This is a genomic window from Kushneria avicenniae (genome assembly GCF_900112585.1).
GTDB lineage: Bacteria > Pseudomonadota > Gammaproteobacteria > Pseudomonadales > Halomonadaceae > Kushneria > Kushneria avicenniae.
In genome coordinates this window covers 72,528-88,807 of sequence record NZ_FOLY01000006.1, presented here as the reverse complement: position 1 = coordinate 88,807, position 16,280 = coordinate 72,528, and the positions used below count along the sequence as shown (strand labels likewise).

Here is a 16,280-nt window from a genome sequence, read left to right as displayed (position 1 = left end):
GCACCATGGTTGAGCGCACCTCGGGATCATCGTCGCGCGGACACTGGCAGTGGCCCTTTCGCCTTCGTCTGGGATTCATGCATGGCGTCATTGTGGTGCTTCTGGTCCTGATGATTCTTTCGGCGCTGGGCGTTATCAGCACGGCCTATCACACGCGCTCCCAGTATGCGCGGCTGCAGACCATGGAGCGCCAGCACGATCAGCTTCAGACGGTGTGGAGCCGTCTGCTGCTGGAAGAGAGCACCTGGTCCACCCCCTCACGTATTGAAAATCTGGCCCGTGATCGCCTCGAGATGCATGTGCCGGACGTTCACCACACCAGAGTCATGCGGCCATGAGCGAACAACCACGTCGAGTCGGGCGCAATGCACGCATGTACGGCAACGAGACGGCGGCCAGTCATGTCGCGTCGATGCCGATCTGGCGCTATCGGTTTGTACTGGCCATTATCTTCATGGCCATGGCGGTGCTGGTAGGGCGAATCGTTTACCTGCAGGTATTTGATCATCAGTTCCTTCAGGGGCAGGGAGACTCCAGAACCATCCGGGTGCAGAGCATTGATGCCCACCGCGGCATGATTACCGACCGCGATGGCGAGCCGCTGGCAGTTTCCACGCCGGTTGTGACGCTATGGGCCAATCCGCAGGATCTCCCCGAGGATCCGGTACAGCTGACTCGCCTGGCAAAAGCGCTGGATGAGCGTCCGGCTGATTTCATGACACGAGTCAAGAGCTATCGTGACAAGGAGTTCATGTATCTCAAGCGTCGCGTGACGCCCGAGCCGGCGGCGAAGGTACTGGCGCTTGATATCCCCGGTGTACACGGGCGACATGAATACAAGCGCTATTATCCGGCCGGTGAGGTCACCTCGCAGCTGGTGGGCATGACCAATATCGACGATCACGGTCAGGAAGGGCTTGAGCTTGCCTTTGATCGCTATCTGTCCGGTCGTCCGGGGCAGCGCCGGGTGCTGCAGGACCGCAAGGGGCAGCTGGTACGCGATCTGCACATGATCCGCGAGGCTCATCCGGGCGGAGACGTGACCCTCTCGGTCAATCTGCGCCTGCAGTATCTGGCCTATCGCGAACTCAAGGCTGCCGTTAACGAGCATAATGCCGACAGCGGCACGCTGGTGATGATGGATGCCCACACGGGTGAAGTGCTGGCCATGGTCAGCCTGCCATCCTATAACCCCAACAATCGTACCAGCGTGGATCCGGCGGGATTGCGCAACCGCTCGCTCACCGATGCCTTCGAGCCCGGTTCGGTCATGAAGCCGCTGGCCATGAGTGCGGGGCTCGAGTCGGGCAAGTTCACTCCGGATACGCCCATGGATACCAGCCCCGGCTGGATGATGGTGGATGGATACACCATCAAGGACACCCGCAATTTCGGCAAGCTGGACATGACCGGCGTGATTACCCACTCCTCCAATATCGGCATGACTCACATGGCGCTGTCGCTGCCGGATGATGCGATCTGGAACGTCTATGACTCGATGAAGCTGGGTCACCCTACCGGGCTTGGTTTTCCGGGCGAAGCCACCGGCAGTCTGCCTTCGCCGTTCAGCTGGTCCAGGGCCAAGCGGGCCACGCTTTCCTACGGCTACGGCCTGTCGGTCAATGCGGTACAGCTGGCCAGCGCCTACACGGCCATTACCAATGACGGCAAGCAGCTGCCGCCCTCGCTGCTCAAGCTCAACAAACCGCCCGAAGGTCATCGCGTCATGTCATCAAAGACCTCTCACGAGCTGATCAAGATGATGGAGACCGTTGTCGAGCCGGGCGGTGGTGGCACGCGGGCCGCGCTGGACGGCTATCGGGTGGCCGGCAAGACCGGTACGGTACGCAAGATCGGCAACACCGGCTATCAGAAGGAAGCCTATCGCTCCAATTTCGTGGGCATTGCGCCGGCGAGCAATCCGCGCATTGTGACGGTCATCTCGATTGATAACCCGAAGGGCAAGGAGTATTACGGCGGTCTGGTCGCAGCGCCCATCTTCTCCAGAGTGGCCGGCAACGCGCTGCGCCTGCTGGATGTTCCTCCCGACGATCAGAGCAAGGAGTCGCCAGGTGCCTGATTTGCCGATTTGTACCGTGGCCGAGGCCATTGCACGGCTGTGGCCCGACGCCGGCGCTGTGCATCTGCCGGTCAGCGCGAGACTGGTGCTGGATTCACGCCATGTTCAACCCGGCGATGTCTTTGTCGCGCTGCCCGGCACAAGCGTCGACGGTCGTCGGTATATCGATCAGGCGCGTGACCGGGGGGCTGCGCTGTCGTTGGTGGCCGCTCCCTGGCAGGAAAGCGCAGACGATCTTCTGGTGCTGGAGCATCTGTCAGAACGACTCGGCAAGCTGGCAGCGCTGGTCATGGGCGTGCCGGATTCGCTTGAGCAGATCGCCGTGACCGGCACCAACGGCAAGAGTTCGGTAACGCATTATATCGCCTCGCTCAGTGAGGCACTGGCAACCCCGGCCGGCATGATCGGGACGCTGGGCAGCGGTCGCCCCGGCAGGCTCGATCACGCCGGACTGACCACACCGGATGCCATTTCATTGCAGCAGCGCCTGCGTGAGCTGGCCCTGTCGGGTGCCGAGCGTGTGGCGCTCGAGGCGTCCTCGCACGCGCTGGATCAGCACCGTTTGAGCGGTTGTCGAATCAGGGCGGCAGTCTTCACCAATCTGAGCCGCGACCACCTGGACTATCATCCTGGCATGGCGGCCTACGCCGCTGCCAAGGCCCGTCTCTTTCAGCGTCCCGAGCTCGAGCTTGCCGTGGTCAACGCCGACGACGCGCTGGCCCGCCTGATGCTGGCAGGAGCACACGGTAATGTCCGGGTTCTGAAAGTGGGCAGCGAGGACAGCCACGACTTTCAGGTGCGTCGCTGGCGGGCGAAACGTACCGGGCTTGAGGCTACCATTGTGACGCCGGAGGGCGAGCGGATGCTGCGGCTTTCGCTGATGGGGCGTTTCAATCTGGACAATGTCCTGCTGGCTATCGCGACCCTTTACGGGCTTGGTAGCCCACTGGAGACGCTGATCAAGGCTGCTGAACAACTCGCGCCCGTGCCTGGTCGGATGCAGCTGCTGGCACGTTCCGGTGCGCCCGCGGTGGTGGTGGATTATGCCCATACCCCTGATGCGCTTCGCAACGCGCTGTTGGCCCTGCGTGAGCATGTGCCGGGCCGGCTCTGGTGTGTACTGGGCTGTGGTGGGGACCGGGATACCGGCAAGCGTCCCCTGATGGGCGGTGTGGCGGCACTGTTGGCGGATGAAGTCTTGGTGACAGACGACAACCCCCGCAGTGAGCCGCCGGAAGAAATTCGGCGCATGGTCATGTCCGAGATGCCTGAAGGGGCGCACGTTCGAGAAGTGGCCGGACGTGCGCGCGCCATTGCCGATGTCGTGGCCAGTGCGGGTGCAGACGACGTTATCCTGCTGGCTGGCAAGGGGCATGAAGACTACCAGGAGATTCAAGGCGTGCGTCATCCGTTCAGCGACACGGATGTGGCGTCTCTGGCACTGGAGGCACACTGGCATGAGTAATACGCCGGAGCAGATCATCAAGGCACTGCGTCTGACCGACGATGCCATCGTCGATGGGCAGGGTGCGTTCAGGCGTGCCCCTTCTTGTCGGATCGTCACCGATACGCGCAGCCTGCAGGCGGGAGATGTGTTTCTGGCGCTTCGAGGCGAGCGCTTTAATGGTCATGACTTTCTCGAGATAGCCCATGAGAGAGGCGCTATTGCCGCCATCGTTGATACCCCGGCCGAGGCCGATATCGCACAGCTGATCGTGGCGGATACACGCCTGGCACTCGGACTGCTGGCGCGTCATCACCGTCTTGGCTGGAAGGGGCGTCTGGCGGCCATTACGGGCAACAGCGGAAAAACCACTGTGCGTGCCCTGTGCGAGGCGATCCTGTCGCGCAGTGCGCCAACACATGCTACCCGTGGCAATCTCAACAACGACATCGGTGTGCCGCTGACGCTTTTGCAGCTTGATGATCGCTGTCGTCAGGCCGTGATCGAGGCCGGGGCCAATCACACCGGCGAAATCGCCTGGACGGCGTCACTGGCCTGTCCGGATGTGGTACTGATCAATAACGTGACTGACGCCCACATCGGCGAGTTCGGCAGCGCCGGGCATATTGCTCAGGCCAAGGCAGAGCTTCTGACGGGGTTGTCACCCGAGGGTGTGGCGGTGCTCAACCGCAACGATCGGTTTTACCCGGTCTGGTCATCACTGGCTTCAAGACACGAGATACTCGATTTCGGCGTCGACGTACCGGCGCGCGTGCAGGCGCTCGATATGGTCAGCGATGAGGGTTTTTACCACTTTACGCTTACCATCGATGGCGCTGCGCTGGGTCAGGTTGCTCTGCCATTGATGGGGCGTCATAACGTCATGAATGCCCTGGGGGCAGCGGCCGTGGCGCACGCCATGGGCTGTGAGCCGGTTCACATCCTGGCTGGTCTGAATGGTGCCGAGGGCGTGGCCCGCCGGATGGTGATGGTCGAGGGCATTCGCAATACCACGCTGATCGATGACAGCTACAACGCCAACCCCGGTGCCATGCGGGCCTCTCTGGATACGCTGGTGCAGCGCCCGGGGCCGCGCTGGTGCTTTCTGGGGGCCATGGGGGAACTGGGTGATTACAGCGCACGTGCACATGAGGCGCTGGGTCAGTATGCGCACGATCTCGATATTGATCGGGTGATTACCATCGGCGAGCCTGCCAGAGCCATCTCAACGGCTGCAGGCGCGCGCGGACGCCATTTCGAGGACTGGAACGCAATGATCGATTTTGCCCGACACGCCCTGCCATCGGATGCCAGCGTATTGATCAAGGGATCCCTCAGCGCCGGGATGGACCGTCTGGTCAACGCTCTTCGATCAGAATCTTCAGGTGATGACTCATAATGTTGCTCTTTCTTGCCGAACTGCTTTCCTCCATTCAAACCAGCTTCAGCGTATTCGGGTATCTGACCCTGCGCATGATTCTGGCCACACTGACAGCACTTTTGATCTCACTGATCATCGGACCTTGGGTCATTCGCCGGCTGGTGGCCGGTCAGATCGGCCAGGCCATTCGCGATGATGGCCCGCAGTCACACCTGTCCAAGGCGGGCACGCCCACCATGGGCGGCGTCATGATCCTTCTGTCGATTGCGATCTCCACGCTGCTATGGGCCGATCTTGGCAACCATTATGTCTGGCTGGTGCTGCTGGTGACGCTGGGATTCGGCGCCATTGGCTGGGTCGATGACTATCGCAAGGTGGTCGAAAAAAATCCACGCGGGCTGCCGGCCAGATGGAAGTATCTGTGGCAGTCGGTGATCGGCCTGACCGTGGCCGTGGCGCTGTATGTCACCTCGGCTTCGCCGGTCGAGACCAGCCTGATCGTGCCGTTTTTCAAAAGCATCGTGATTCAGCTCGGTCCGTTTTTTATCCTGCTGACCTATCTGGTCATCGTGGGCAGCTCCAACGCCGTCAATCTGACCGACGGTCTGGATGGGCTGGCGATCATGCCGACCGTACTGGTAGCGATGGGGCTCGGCGTATTTGCCTATGCCAGCGGTAATGCCATGTTTGCCGAATATCTGCATATTCCCTCGGTACCGGGTGCCGGTGAAATGGCGGTGTTCTGCGGCACCATCATCGGCGCGGGTCTGGGATTTCTCTGGTTCAACACCTATCCCGCTCAGGTCTTCATGGGCGATGTTGGAGCGCTGGCGCTCGGGGCGGCACTGGGTATGGTGGCCGTGGCCGTTCGTCAGGAGATCGTGCTGTTCATCATGGGCGGCGTTTTTGTCATGGAGACGGTCTCGGTCATTCTTCAGGTGGCTTCGTTCAAGCTGACCGGTCGACGCATCTTTCGCATGGCGCCGCTGCATCACCACTTCGAGTTGAAGGGGTGGCCCGAACCGCGCGTCATTATCCGTTTCTGGATCATTACCGTGGTGCTGGTTCTGCTGGGCCTGGCCACTCTGAAAATTCGCTGACAGGGCGGCGACTGACATGTTGATCGGGTCACACCATAGCGTGGTTGTCGGGCTGGGTCGTTCCGGCCTGGCGATCGCCGAGCATCTGACGCGCCGGGGCGAGGCCTTCATCATGGCCGATACTCGCGCACAGCCGGCCGGTCTTGACGAGTTCAGGCGTCGCTTTCCGGGCGTTGAGGTGCACTGCGGCGATCTGCAGGCGCTCGATCTCCAGTCCGCCGGACGGGTCATTGTCAGCCCCGGCGTGGACATTCGAACGCCAGGGTTGGCCGGTATCGAGGTGGTGGGCGAAACGGCGCTGTTTGTCGAGGCGCTCGGTGAGTTGCCGCAGCGTCCCATGCTGATCGCCATTACCGGCTCCAATGCCAAGTCAACGGTGACCACCCTGGTAGGGGACATGGCCCGGGCCTGTGACATCGATGTGGCCGTGGGAGGCAATCTCGGAACACCGGCACTGACGCTTCTGTCACAACATCCGACGGCCGAATGCTTTGTGCTTGAGCTCTCTTCCTTTCAGCTGGAAACGACGCCGCAGCTGGGTGGCGACATTGCTGTCTATCTTAACCTCAGCAGTGACCATCTGGACCGGCATGATGGCATGGCCGGATATGCCCGTGCCAAGCAGCAGATTTTCAACGGTGCCGGCGTTGCCGTCATTAATCGCGATGATCCTGCCACAATGCCGCAAAATATGGCGCATAGGCCGCGCCTGGTCTCCTTTGGCAGCGACTATCCGGATGGCGATCAGGCCTGGGGCCTTGCCGAGCGAGATGACGTGCTCTGGCTCGTCAATGGCGAACAAGCGGTCATGGCCGCGCGCGATGTTCTGATGCCGGGACAGCACAATCTTTTGAACGTTCTGGCCGCACTGGCGGTGGGGCATGAGGCAGGCTGGCCGTTTGATGCCATGATCAGCACGGTGGCGCGCTTTACGGGACTGGCGCATCGAGCGCAGCGGGTCGCCGATATTAATGGCGTGACCTGGATCAACGACTCCAAAGGGACCAACGTGGGGGCAACGCTTGCCGCCATCGAGGGCATCGGCGTCACGCTGACCGGACGACTGATCCTTTTGGCGGGCGGTGTGGGGAAGGGGGCCGACTTTACGCCGCTGGCCGATCCGCTGGCCCGTCATGCGCGTACCGTGGTGGTTTACGGCCGCGATCGCGAGCTGCTGGCACGCGCACTGGGTGATGCCGTCACGGTGGTGGTCGTGGACACGCTTGAACAGGCCATGCAACATGCGATGGGCGTGGCACTGCCGGGCGATGCTGTACTGCTGTCTCCGGCCTGCGCCAGTCTCGATCAGTTCGATAACTTTGAAGCGCGCGGTGAAGCCTTCTGCGCGTGGCTCAAACAGTGGCAGTCTCATTCATGAAACCTCTGGCAGAACGTTTTTCCACCGAGCGCCATGCCATCGATGGCTGGCTGGTGCTCTCGGCCATTACCCTGATGGTCATCGGCTGGATCATGGTGACGTCCGCATCCACGGAGATCGCCAGCAGTCAGACCGGTAATCCTTGGTACTACAGCATTCGTCACGGCATTTTTGTGCTGGCGTCCATAAGTATTGCGCTTTTCGTGATGCGTATTCCCTCGGTGTGGTGGCGGGCCAATGGGCCCACCCTGTTGCTGGTGGCAGCCATTTTGCTGGCCGCCGTGTTGATCGTGGGAAGAGAGGTCAACGGCAGCCGCCGCTGGATTCACCTTGGTCCCATCAACCTGCAGGCCTCCGAGGTCGCCAAGTTCTGCCTGATCATTTATGTCGCCGGCTATACCGAGCGGCATCTGACGCGCCTGCGCCGCAGCTGGTGGGGCTTCATGGCGCCCTTGATGCTGACCTTTTCGCTGGGCATCCTGCTGATTCTGGAGCCGGACTACGGTGCTGCGGTCGTGATGCTGGCCGCCACCATGGGCGTACTGCTACTGGCCGGGGCATCGCTCTGGCGCTTTGTGCTGCTGACCGGTGGTGTGGTGACACTTGGCGCCTTCGTGGCGATATCGGAACCCTATCGTCTGGCCCGTATTGCCAGCTTTCTTGACCCTTGGGCTAACCAGTACGGTTCGGGCTATCAGCTTACTCAGGCATTGATCGCTTTCGGTCGAGGCGGCTGGAGCGGTCTGGGACTGGGCAACAGTGTGCAGAAACTCTTTTATCTGCCCGAGGCGCATACCGACTTCGTCTTTTCGGTGCTGGCCGAAGAGCTCGGCATGCTGGGCGCCGTCGGGGCAGTCGGACTTTTTGCCATTCTGGTGTATCGCTGCTTTCGCATCGGACGCAACGCCGAGGAGAGCGGCCATCTTTTCGCAGCTTATGTCTGCTATGGCATCGGTATCATTTTCGCCTCGCAATCCTTTATCAATGTGGCGGTCAACGCCGGTCTGCTGCCGACCAAGGGATTGACGCTGCCGCTTCTGAGCTATGGCGGGTCGAGTCTGATGATCAGCGGTGCCATGGTGGGACTGCTGCTGCGTGTGGACGGCGAAAACAGGGGACGACGACGGGCCACACGCAAGCGCGCTCGCAGTACGGCGTCCGAGGTGCCCGCATGAGCAAAAGGGTACTGATCATGGCTGGCGGCACAGGCGGGCACGTTGTCCCGGCGCTGTCGCTGGCACGCGCGCTGCAGGCAAGAGGCATCGAGGTGCACTGGCTGGGCACACCACGCGGTATTGAAAATACATTGGTCCCCGAGGCGGGCATTCCCCTGCATCACGTCTCGATTGTCGGGCTGCGGGGCAACGGTGCGCTCGGCTGGCTGAAAGCGCCGTGGCGGCTCTGGATGGCAGTGGCGCAGGCGCGGCGGATCATCAGATCGCTGGAGGTCTCGCTGGTGGTCGGTCTGGGCGGCTTTGCCAGCGGTCCCGGCGGGCTTGCCGCCTGGTCAATGAAAAAGCCGCTGATCATTCATGAACAGAATGCGTTGCCGGGAATGACCAACAAGGCGCTGGCCTATCTGGCCCGTCGCGTTTATGCCGCCTTCCCGAACGCTTTTGATGCGGCAAGGAATCCGGTCGTGATCGGCAATCCGGTACGCGCGGAGATTGCCTCTATCGGCGAAACGCCGCGTGACCTTGAAATGCTGTCAGGGCGTCCGCTCAGGTTGCTGGTGGTTGGTGGGTCACTGGGGGCACAGGTGCTCAACGAGCGTGTTCCGGCAGCTCTTGGTTTGATGGCTGCCGACGTTCGACCTGAAGTGCGCCATCAGGCCGGACGACACAAGGAAGCCGCCACCATTGAGGCCTATCAGGAGGCCGGCGTCGAGGCGAACGTCTCCGATTTTATTGGCGATATGGCACAGGCCTACGAATGGGCTGATCTGGTGGTCTGTCGCAGCGGTGCGCTGACCGTGACTGAACTGGCAGCAGCGGGCAGAGCATCGCTTCTGGTGCCTTTTCCACACGCGGTGGATGACCATCAGACCATCAATGCAAACTATCTGGTCCAGGCCGGTGCGGCGCAGCTGATTTCGCAGTCACAGATGAGTGTGCAGGTATTGAGCGACAGGCTCGGTGAATTGCTGGACGCGCATCAACTGCTGGAAATGGGGCAGCGTGCCAGAAGCGTGGCGCAGCTGGAGGCGACCGACATCATGGTTCAGGGCTGTATGGAGACAGGTTTTGAGTAATCAGGTGCAGGCACGCAGCGGTATGCGTCGCATACGCTGTATTCACTTTGTAGGCATCGGCGGTTCCGGCATGTGCGGCATTGCCGAAGTGCTGGCCAATCAGGGATTCTGCGTCAGCGGTAGTGATCTTCGCGAATCCTCGGTCGTGGCGCATCTGCGCCAGTGCGGTATTCGCGTGGCCATCGGCCATCACGGTGACAACGTGCGCGATGCCGATGTAGTAGTGGTGTCAAGTGCCGTGGATCCGAACAATCCGGAAGTCGTACACGCGCGCGAGCATCGGGTGCCTGTCGTACGTCGTGCAGAGATGCTGGCCGAGCTGATGCGCTTTCGTCATGGCATTGCCGTGGCAGGGACTCATGGCAAGACCACGACCACCAGTCTGACGGCCACGCTTCTGGCCGAGGGCGGGCTGGATCCGACCTTCGTGATCGGTGGTCGACTCACCAGTGCCGGCAGCAATGCGCAACTGGGAGAGGGTGAATATCTGGTCGCCGAGGCGGACGAATCCGATGCTTCATTTCTGCATCTGCAGCCGATGACGGCCATCGTGACCAATATCGATGCCGACCATATGGCGACCTATGAAGGAGATTTCGGTCGTCTGCAGGACACCTTCATCGAGTTCATGCATAACCTGCCCTTTTATGGAATGGCCATCGTCTGTCTGGACGATCCCGTTGTATGCGAGCTACTGCCCAGGGTTCAACGTCAGTTTGTCACCTACGGCTTTGACGAGGCGGCTGATTACCGGATTACCGAGTTTTCGCAGCAGGGCGATACCATTTCGTTTACCGCCTGCCGGCCCGCGCCACATGCGCCGATCGTTATTCGGCTGGGCATGCCGGGGCGTCACAACGCGCTCAACGCCATGGCCGCGATTGCGGTGGCCACCGATGCCGGCGTCGGCGACGCCTCGATTGTTCAGGCTCTGGCGGGCTTTGCCGGCGTTGGGCGTCGTTTCCAGGTGCAGGGTCATTATCGTTTGCCTGGCAGTACCGGTGATGCACTGCCGGTAATGCTGGTGGATGACTACGGCCACCACCCCCGTGAGGTGGAAATGGTGATTCGCGCCGTGCGCGAGGGCTGGCCGGACCGTCGACTGGTCATGATTTATCAGCCGCATCGCTATTCCAGAACCCACGACCTTTACGAGGATTTTGTGCGCGTGCTGTCGGGTGTGGATCAGCTGCTGCTGCTGGACGTCTACAGCGCCGGCGAGTCGCCCATCACCGGTGCTGATTCACGCGCGCTGGCAGGCTCCATCCGGCAGCGCGGTCAGACGTCACCGCTTTTTGTCGAAAGTCGTGAAGTGCTTGGCGACATTCTGGATAACGTACTGGATGACAACGACATCCTGATTACTCAGGGTGCCGGAGATATCGGCGGTATCAGCAACGCGCTGGCCCGCTGTGAGCTCAGATTCAAGGGGGGCACCCTGTAATGCCCCGGCTTTTCGAGATCTGCTCTGCGGTGCAGGACGTGCAATGACAACGGCTACTTCCAATCGCCTGCTGGGGCTGATACTGATTGTGGCGCTGCTGGTGGCCGGCGGGCGTACGCTGTGGGTCTGGCTGGACAAGCCTATCGAGCGCGTCTCCATCCGGGGAGATCTGGAATACGTCAATGCCGGCTACCTGCAGGATCAGCTGGCGCCGTTGATTGCCGGTCAGAGCTGGCTATCGGTGGATATCGGCCAGCTTCGCAGCGAAGCGCTCGAAGTGCCTTGGCTCAAGGACGTTCGCCTTTCAAGACGGTGGCCGGATGCGCTGACCTTTGAGCTTTACGAGCAGCGCCCCGTGGCCTGGTGGAACGATGGTTTCCTACTGAACGCACAGGGTGAGGCCTTTGCGGCCGGGCCCATCAGCAATGTAGGGGATAAACCCTGGCTTGCGGGGCCGCAGGGGAGTGGTTCTGAAGTGCTGGCCTATTACGATGCCCTGAAAAAGCAGTTTTCAACGCTTGGAATGACCATTACCCAGTTGCGTCTTGAACCACGAGGTGCCTGGCGTGTTCAGCTCGATAATGCCTTCTGGATCATGCTGGGAAGAACCGATCTGGACATGCGGCTTGAGCGTTTCATGACGGCATGGCAGCGTGGGCTTTCCGAATATCGCAATGATATTCGATATATTGATCTGCGTTATCCAAACGGCGTGTCAGTGGCTTGGCATGGCGAAAATGACACTGAAGATGATAAATCAGAGCAATAAATGAAACGTTCTCGTTAAGTTGCGTAAAAACACGGGGAATCACCGGGAATGGGTATTTCTTTCACATTGAAATCACCGTATTCTCGGGAAGGATTTTCAGTATTATTAACGCGTAATTACGCCAGTTACTTTTTTAATTGGATGCGATCGAGATAATTGTGCGTATTAACAGGTTGATCAGGGAGTAGGCCCGACCTATGGCAGGAGACACCAACGCTTCCAATAATATGGTAGTCGGGCTGGATATCGGAACATCCAAGGTTGTGGCCATTGTTGGACAACCCACTGATGACGGCGGTATCGAAATTGCCGGCATCGGTTCCCACCCCTCGCACGGTATGAAAAAGGGGGTGGTCATCAATATTGAATCCACGGTGCAGTCGATTCAGCGTGCCGTGGAAGAAGCCGAACTCATGGCGGGATGTGACATCCACTCCGTTTATGTCGGTATCGCGGGTAGTCATATCAGCTCCATGAATTCCGATGGCGTTGTGGCCATCAAGGAACGTGAAGTGGCGCCATCCGATATCGATCGGGTCATCGATTCCGCTCGGGCACGTGCCATTTCCGAAGGTCAGCGCATTCTGCATGTACTGCCGCAGGAGTATGCCATCGATACTCAGGAAGGCATTCGTGAACCGCTGGGCATGTCGGGCGTGCGCCTTGAGGCGCGAGTCCACTTGGTTACGGCAGCGCTCAATGCTGTCCAGAACATCGAAAAATGCGTGCGTCGATGCGGTCTTGAAGTCGACGACATCATCCTCGAGCAGCTGGCATCAAGCCATGCCGTTCTGACCGAGGATGAGCGCGAGCTGGGGGTCTGCATGGTGGATATCGGTGGCGGCACAACCGATATTGCCGTATTTACCGAGGGCGCCATTCGGCATACGGCTGTCATCCCCATTGCCGGTGACCAGGTGACCAACGATATCGCCATGGCGCTGCGTACGCCGACCCAGTACGCCGAAGACATCAAGGTCAAGTACGCCTGTGCGCTGACGCAGCTGGCGTCCAGCGACGAGATGATCAAGGTGCCAAGCGTTGGTGATCGTCCGGCGCGTGATCTTTCCAGACAGCATCTGGCCGAGGTCGTCGAGCCTCGCTATGAAGAACTTTTTACCCTGGTGCGCGATGAACTTCGCCGTAGTGGGTATGAAGATCTGGTGGCTGCCGGTATCGTGTTGACAGGCGGTACGTCAAGAATGGAAGGGGTAGGGGAGCTGGCAGAAGAGATATTTCACATGCCGGTGCGCATTGCCTGTCCGCAGAACGTGCGTGGGCTGGCTGATGTCGTGCGCAATCCAATTTATTCGACCGGCGTTGGTTTGTTACTCTACGGCATGAAATATTCTCGCTACTCGCGTTCTACGGCCCAACCCCGCCGGGATGAGCAGCCAAGACGTTACCAGTCCGAGCGCCAGGACAACGAGCGGCTCTCCTCAACCATTACGCGGATCAAGGGCTGGTTAAAAGGAAATTTCTGACAGGACTGCCTTGGCGGTCCAGGAGACGGGGTTATGTTTGAGCTTGTAGACAATGCGCCATCCAGCAGCGCGGTAATCAAGGTAATCGGCGTAGGTGGTGGTGGCGGCAACGCTGTCAACCATATGGTCGAGAGCAATATCGAAGGCGTTGAATTCATCTGCGCGAACACCGATGCGCAGGCGCTGAAGAGAGTTGCTGCCAAGACCGTTCTGCAACTGGGCAGTGAAATTACCAAGGGACTTGGTGCCGGTGCAAACCCGGAAGTCGGCCGTCAGGCCGCCATGGAAGATCGCGAGCGTATTGCCGAGCTCCTGCAGGGTGCCGACATGGTCTTTATTACCGCCGGCATGGGCGGTGGTACTGGTACCGGCGGTGCGCCAGTCGTGGCGCAGGTGGCCAAGGAACTGGGTATTCTGACCGTAGCGGTTGTCACGCGCCCCTTCCCTTTTGAAGGGCCAAAGCGTCAGCGTGCTGCCGAGGAGGGCATGAAGGAGCTTTCAGAACATGTCGACTCCCTGATCACCATTCCCAACGAAAAGCTGCTGACGGTGCTGGGCAAGAACGCCAGTCTGCTGACAGCCTTCAGCGCTGCCAATGATGTGCTTCTGGGTGCCGTTCAGGGCATCGCGGAGCTGATCACAAGCCCCGGTATCATCAACGTCGACTTTGCCGACGTTCGAACCGTGATGTCCGAGATGGGCATGGCCATGATGGGTACCGGTACGGCGATGGGCGAAAATCGCGCCCGCGAAGCCGCCGAAAAGGCCATTCGCAGCCCGCTGCTGGAAGATATCGATCTCAACGGCGCGCGCGGCATTCTGGTCAACATCACGGCCGGTCCGGATCTCTCCATCGGTGAGTTCAATGATGTGGGCGCGACGGTGCAGGAATTTGCCTCTCAGGATGCCACCATCGTGGTGGGTACGGCCATCGATATGGAGATGACCGACGATCTGCGCGTGACCGTTGTGGCAGCAGGCCTTGATGGTCGTGTCGAGAAGGCCGCGCCGCGTCAGACCCAGACATCACGCAGCAGCGATCAGGCCGACTATCGTCGCATGGCGCGACAGCCGGCAGTGTCGCGCCAGCAGGCAGCTTCTCGCGAGCGTGACAAGGAGAAGGAAAAGGAGCAGCAGAAAGCCTCTCGTGAACGTCGTCAGAAATCGCAGGAAATGGACGATTACCTCGACATCCCGGCCTTTTTGCGCCGTCAGGCAGACTGATTTGATCCGGCGGCCTCGAGGGGCCGCCGAATTTTGTGGTAACCGCAGTGACATGAACATCGACTAATCGAACACTGTTCGTTGTCGAATCCATGGGGAGCTGTTACCATACAAACAACTGTTTGAATGTTTTCTGCCTGGTAGCCCAGACTATGATCCGTCAAAGAACACTACAGAACACCATTCGCGCGACAGGTGTTGGTCTGCATTCTGGTAAAAAGGTTTACCTGACACTGCGTCCGGCACCGGCCAATACCGGTATCGTGTTCGTGCGTACCGATCTTGACCCTGTTGTGCGTATTCCGGCGCATCCGGAAAATGTCCATTTCACGACCATGTGCACTGCCGTTGCGATAGGCGATGTACGTGTTTCCACCGTCGAGCACTTGATGTCTGCGTTCGCAGGCCTGGGCATCGATAACGCCTTCGTTGATCTCAGCGAGCCCGAAGTACCCATCATGGATGGCAGTGCCGGCCCGTTTGTGTTCCTGATTCAGTCGGCCGGTATTGCCGAGCAGGAAGCGGCGAAGAAGTTTATCCGCATCAAGCAGGAACTGACGGTCAAGGATGGCGACAAATACGCGACCTTCCTGCCGTATGACGGCTTCAAGGTCAGTTTTGCCATCGACTTTGATCACCCGGTCTTTGCCAGCCAGAAGCAGACCACCAGCGTTGATTTCTCGACCACATCGTTTGTGAAGGAAGTCAGCCGCGCGCGCACCTTTGGTTTTATGCGTGATATCGAATTCCTGCGTTCGCAGAATCTGGCACTCGGCGGCAGTCTGGACAACGCCATTGTGGTCGATGAGTACCGCATTCTGAACGAGGACGGTCTTCGCTACGAAGACGAGTTCGTGCGTCATAAGGTGCTTGATGCCATCGGCGATCTCTACCAGCTCGGCTATAGCCTGATTGGGGAGTTCCGTGGCTACAAGTCCGGGCACGGGCTCAATAATCAGCTGGTGCGTGCGCTGCTTCAGCATCAGGAAGCGTTTGAAATCGTGACCTTCGAGGATCGTGAAACCTCGCCGATTTCCTATTCCGAGCCAGCCATGGCCATGTAAGCTTCTGGTGACGCCAGCAGGACTTCAACAGCAAAAGGCACCGATTTATGATCGGTGCCTTTTTTATGAGCGTTTTTTTATTGGCGGGTTTTTAGCCGGGGCAACAACGGTTACCTGCTGTTTTGACCGGCGTGCGACGCCAGACGTTCAAGCGATTTTTTAAGACGAGGGCTGGTGGTATCGCGGGCGCATTCGCGAAGCTGGTCGGCCGCTGCCTCGGGGAGCTCCCGGGTTCTCGCCTGTGGCGTATAGTCGGGGCGAATGGGGCGGACCTTGAAGGTCAGGCCTTCAATGGCGTGAAAGGCGGGGAGCTGTCGCAGCAGGGTCAGCAGGCGCTGGCGTTCAAAGCGCAGCCATGTCAGCCAGACGGCGCGATCGGTGATCAGTGTCAGATGACCCTCATGATAACCGCCGACGCGCACATGATCCCTGATCTCCTCGGGCAGGGCGCTGACAAGATGCTCCTGCGCCTCAAAAAGAGTGTTCGCTGTCTGAATCAGGGGCGCCAGTGAACCGCGGGTACGTAACAATTGCCCCACGGGCTGGGCGCGTACTCCTTTACCCTTTATACTCATGGCCCTGCCGCGCGATCATCAACAATGGCGCCAATTTATCACGGCTGATCCTCAGATTGACAGCATGACCCATCCTGCTCGTACAT

The 16,280-nt window shown here is 59.7% G+C and carries 14 protein-coding genes; 13 read left to right on the top strand and 1 reads right to left on the bottom strand.

What is annotated here, in order from left to right; genetic code table 11:
- The first annotated feature begins 5 nt into the window (after positions 1 to 5).
- From ftsL to lpxC, 13 genes are all read left to right on the top strand, one after another.
- Positions 6 to 338: a cell division protein FtsL gene (ftsL, locus tag BM079_RS13905; RefSeq protein WP_090135258.1), complete on the top strand. Its 333-nt coding sequence runs from the start codon at positions 6 to 8 to the stop codon at positions 336 to 338.
- Entirely contained in the window at positions 335 to 2,080 is a 1,746-nt protein-coding gene (locus BM079_RS13900; RefSeq protein ID WP_090135256.1) for a peptidoglycan D,D-transpeptidase FtsI family protein, read from the top strand. Before ftsL ends, BM079_RS13900 begins: the two co-directional genes overlap by 4 nt.
- A complete protein-coding gene (locus BM079_RS13895) occupies positions 2,073 to 3,545 on the top strand; it encodes a UDP-N-acetylmuramoyl-L-alanyl-D-glutamate--2,6-diaminopimelate ligase (protein WP_245743080.1) in 1,473 nt (490 codons plus the stop codon). Before BM079_RS13900 ends, BM079_RS13895 begins: the two co-directional genes overlap by 8 nt.
- Entirely contained in the window at positions 3,538 to 4,923 is a 1,386-nt protein-coding gene (locus tag BM079_RS13890) for a UDP-N-acetylmuramoyl-tripeptide--D-alanyl-D-alanine ligase (protein ID WP_090135252.1), read from the top strand. The genes BM079_RS13895 and BM079_RS13890 overlap by 8 nt, the downstream gene beginning before the upstream one ends.
- Positions 4,923 to 6,005 (top strand): phospho-N-acetylmuramoyl-pentapeptide-transferase, encoded by a 1,083-nt coding sequence (gene mraY / locus BM079_RS13885; protein WP_090135250.1) that lies wholly within the window; start codon positions 4,923 to 4,925, stop codon positions 6,003 to 6,005. Before BM079_RS13890 ends, mraY begins: the two co-directional genes overlap by 1 nt.
- 16 nt (positions 6,006 to 6,021) lie before the next feature.
- A complete protein-coding gene (murD, locus tag BM079_RS13880) occupies positions 6,022 to 7,383 on the top strand; it encodes a UDP-N-acetylmuramoyl-L-alanine--D-glutamate ligase (protein ID WP_090135248.1) in 1,362 nt (453 codons plus the stop codon).
- Positions 7,380 to 8,558, top strand: coding sequence for a putative lipid II flippase FtsW (ftsW, locus tag BM079_RS13875; protein WP_090135246.1), 1,179 nt, complete (start codon positions 7,380 to 7,382; stop codon positions 8,556 to 8,558). The genes murD and ftsW overlap by 4 nt, the downstream gene beginning before the upstream one ends.
- The gene (gene murG / locus BM079_RS13870; RefSeq protein ID WP_090135244.1) at positions 8,555 to 9,634 is read left to right on the top strand and encodes an undecaprenyldiphospho-muramoylpentapeptide beta-N-acetylglucosaminyltransferase; all 1,080 of its coding nucleotides are present in this window, start codon (positions 8,555 to 8,557) and stop codon (positions 9,632 to 9,634) included. The genes ftsW and murG overlap by 4 nt, the downstream gene beginning before the upstream one ends.
- Before the next feature lie 22 nt (positions 9,635 to 9,656).
- Positions 9,657 to 11,078 carry a UDP-N-acetylmuramate--L-alanine ligase gene (murC, locus tag BM079_RS13865; protein WP_090135523.1) on the top strand — a complete coding sequence of 474 codons (1,422 nt, stop codon included), beginning with the start codon at positions 9,657 to 9,659 and terminating at the stop codon, positions 11,076 to 11,078.
- A gap of 43 nt (positions 11,079 to 11,121) precedes the next feature.
- Positions 11,122 to 11,847 (top strand): cell division protein FtsQ/DivIB, encoded by a 726-nt coding sequence (locus tag BM079_RS13860; protein ID WP_090135242.1) that lies wholly within the window; start codon positions 11,122 to 11,124, stop codon positions 11,845 to 11,847.
- 197 nt (positions 11,848 to 12,044) lie between these two features.
- Positions 12,045 to 13,331: a cell division protein FtsA gene (gene ftsA / locus BM079_RS13855; protein ID WP_090135240.1), complete on the top strand. Its 1,287-nt coding sequence runs from the start codon at positions 12,045 to 12,047 to the stop codon at positions 13,329 to 13,331.
- Positions 13,332 to 13,364: 33 nt separating this feature from the next.
- The gene (gene ftsZ / locus BM079_RS13850) at positions 13,365 to 14,555 is read left to right on the top strand and encodes a cell division protein FtsZ (RefSeq protein WP_090135238.1); all 1,191 of its coding nucleotides are present in this window, start codon (positions 13,365 to 13,367) and stop codon (positions 14,553 to 14,555) included.
- A 152-nt stretch (positions 14,556 to 14,707) separates the two neighbouring features.
- Positions 14,708 to 15,619 (top strand): UDP-3-O-acyl-N-acetylglucosamine deacetylase, encoded by a 912-nt coding sequence (gene lpxC / locus BM079_RS13845; protein WP_090135236.1) that lies wholly within the window; start codon positions 14,708 to 14,710, stop codon positions 15,617 to 15,619.
- Positions 15,620 to 15,729: 110 nt separating this feature from the next.
- Here lpxC and BM079_RS13840 read toward each other — a convergent pair whose 3' ends face one another.
- A complete protein-coding gene (locus tag BM079_RS13840) occupies positions 15,730 to 16,194 on the bottom strand; it encodes a DUF721 domain-containing protein (protein WP_090135234.1) in 465 nt (154 codons plus the stop codon).
- Positions 16,195 to 16,280: the final 86 nt, after the last annotated feature.

Bases quoted from the DNA above. Each gene is read 5' to 3' on its own strand.
- ftsL (WP_090135258.1), top strand. From the start codon at position 6: ATGGTTGAGCGCACCTCGGGATCATCGTCGCGCGGACACTGGCAGTGG.
- BM079_RS13900 (WP_090135256.1), top strand. From the start codon at position 335: ATGAGCGAACAACCACGTCGAGTCGGGCGCAATGCACGCATGTACGGC.
- BM079_RS13890 (WP_090135252.1), top strand. From the start codon at position 3,538: ATGAGTAATACGCCGGAGCAGATCATCAAGGCACTGCGTCTGACCGAC.
- mraY (WP_090135250.1), top strand. From the start codon at position 4,923: ATGTTGCTCTTTCTTGCCGAACTGCTTTCCTCCATTCAAACCAGCTTC.
- murD (WP_090135248.1), top strand. From the start codon at position 6,022: ATGTTGATCGGGTCACACCATAGCGTGGTTGTCGGGCTGGGTCGTTCC.
- ftsW (WP_090135246.1), top strand. From the start codon at position 7,380: ATGAAACCTCTGGCAGAACGTTTTTCCACCGAGCGCCATGCCATCGAT.
- murG (WP_090135244.1), top strand. From the start codon at position 8,555: ATGAGCAAAAGGGTACTGATCATGGCTGGCGGCACAGGCGGGCACGTT.
- murC (WP_090135523.1), top strand. From the start codon at position 9,657: ATGCGTCGCATACGCTGTATTCACTTTGTAGGCATCGGCGGTTCCGGC.
- BM079_RS13860 (WP_090135242.1), top strand. From the start codon at position 11,122: ATGACAACGGCTACTTCCAATCGCCTGCTGGGGCTGATACTGATTGTG.
- ftsA (WP_090135240.1), top strand. From the start codon at position 12,045: ATGGCAGGAGACACCAACGCTTCCAATAATATGGTAGTCGGGCTGGAT.
- ftsZ (WP_090135238.1), top strand. From the start codon at position 13,365: ATGTTTGAGCTTGTAGACAATGCGCCATCCAGCAGCGCGGTAATCAAG.
- lpxC (WP_090135236.1), top strand. From the start codon at position 14,708: ATGATCCGTCAAAGAACACTACAGAACACCATTCGCGCGACAGGTGTT.
- BM079_RS13840 (WP_090135234.1), bottom strand. From the start codon at position 16,194: ATGAGTATAAAGGGTAAAGGAGTACGCGCCCAGCCCGTGGGGCAATTG.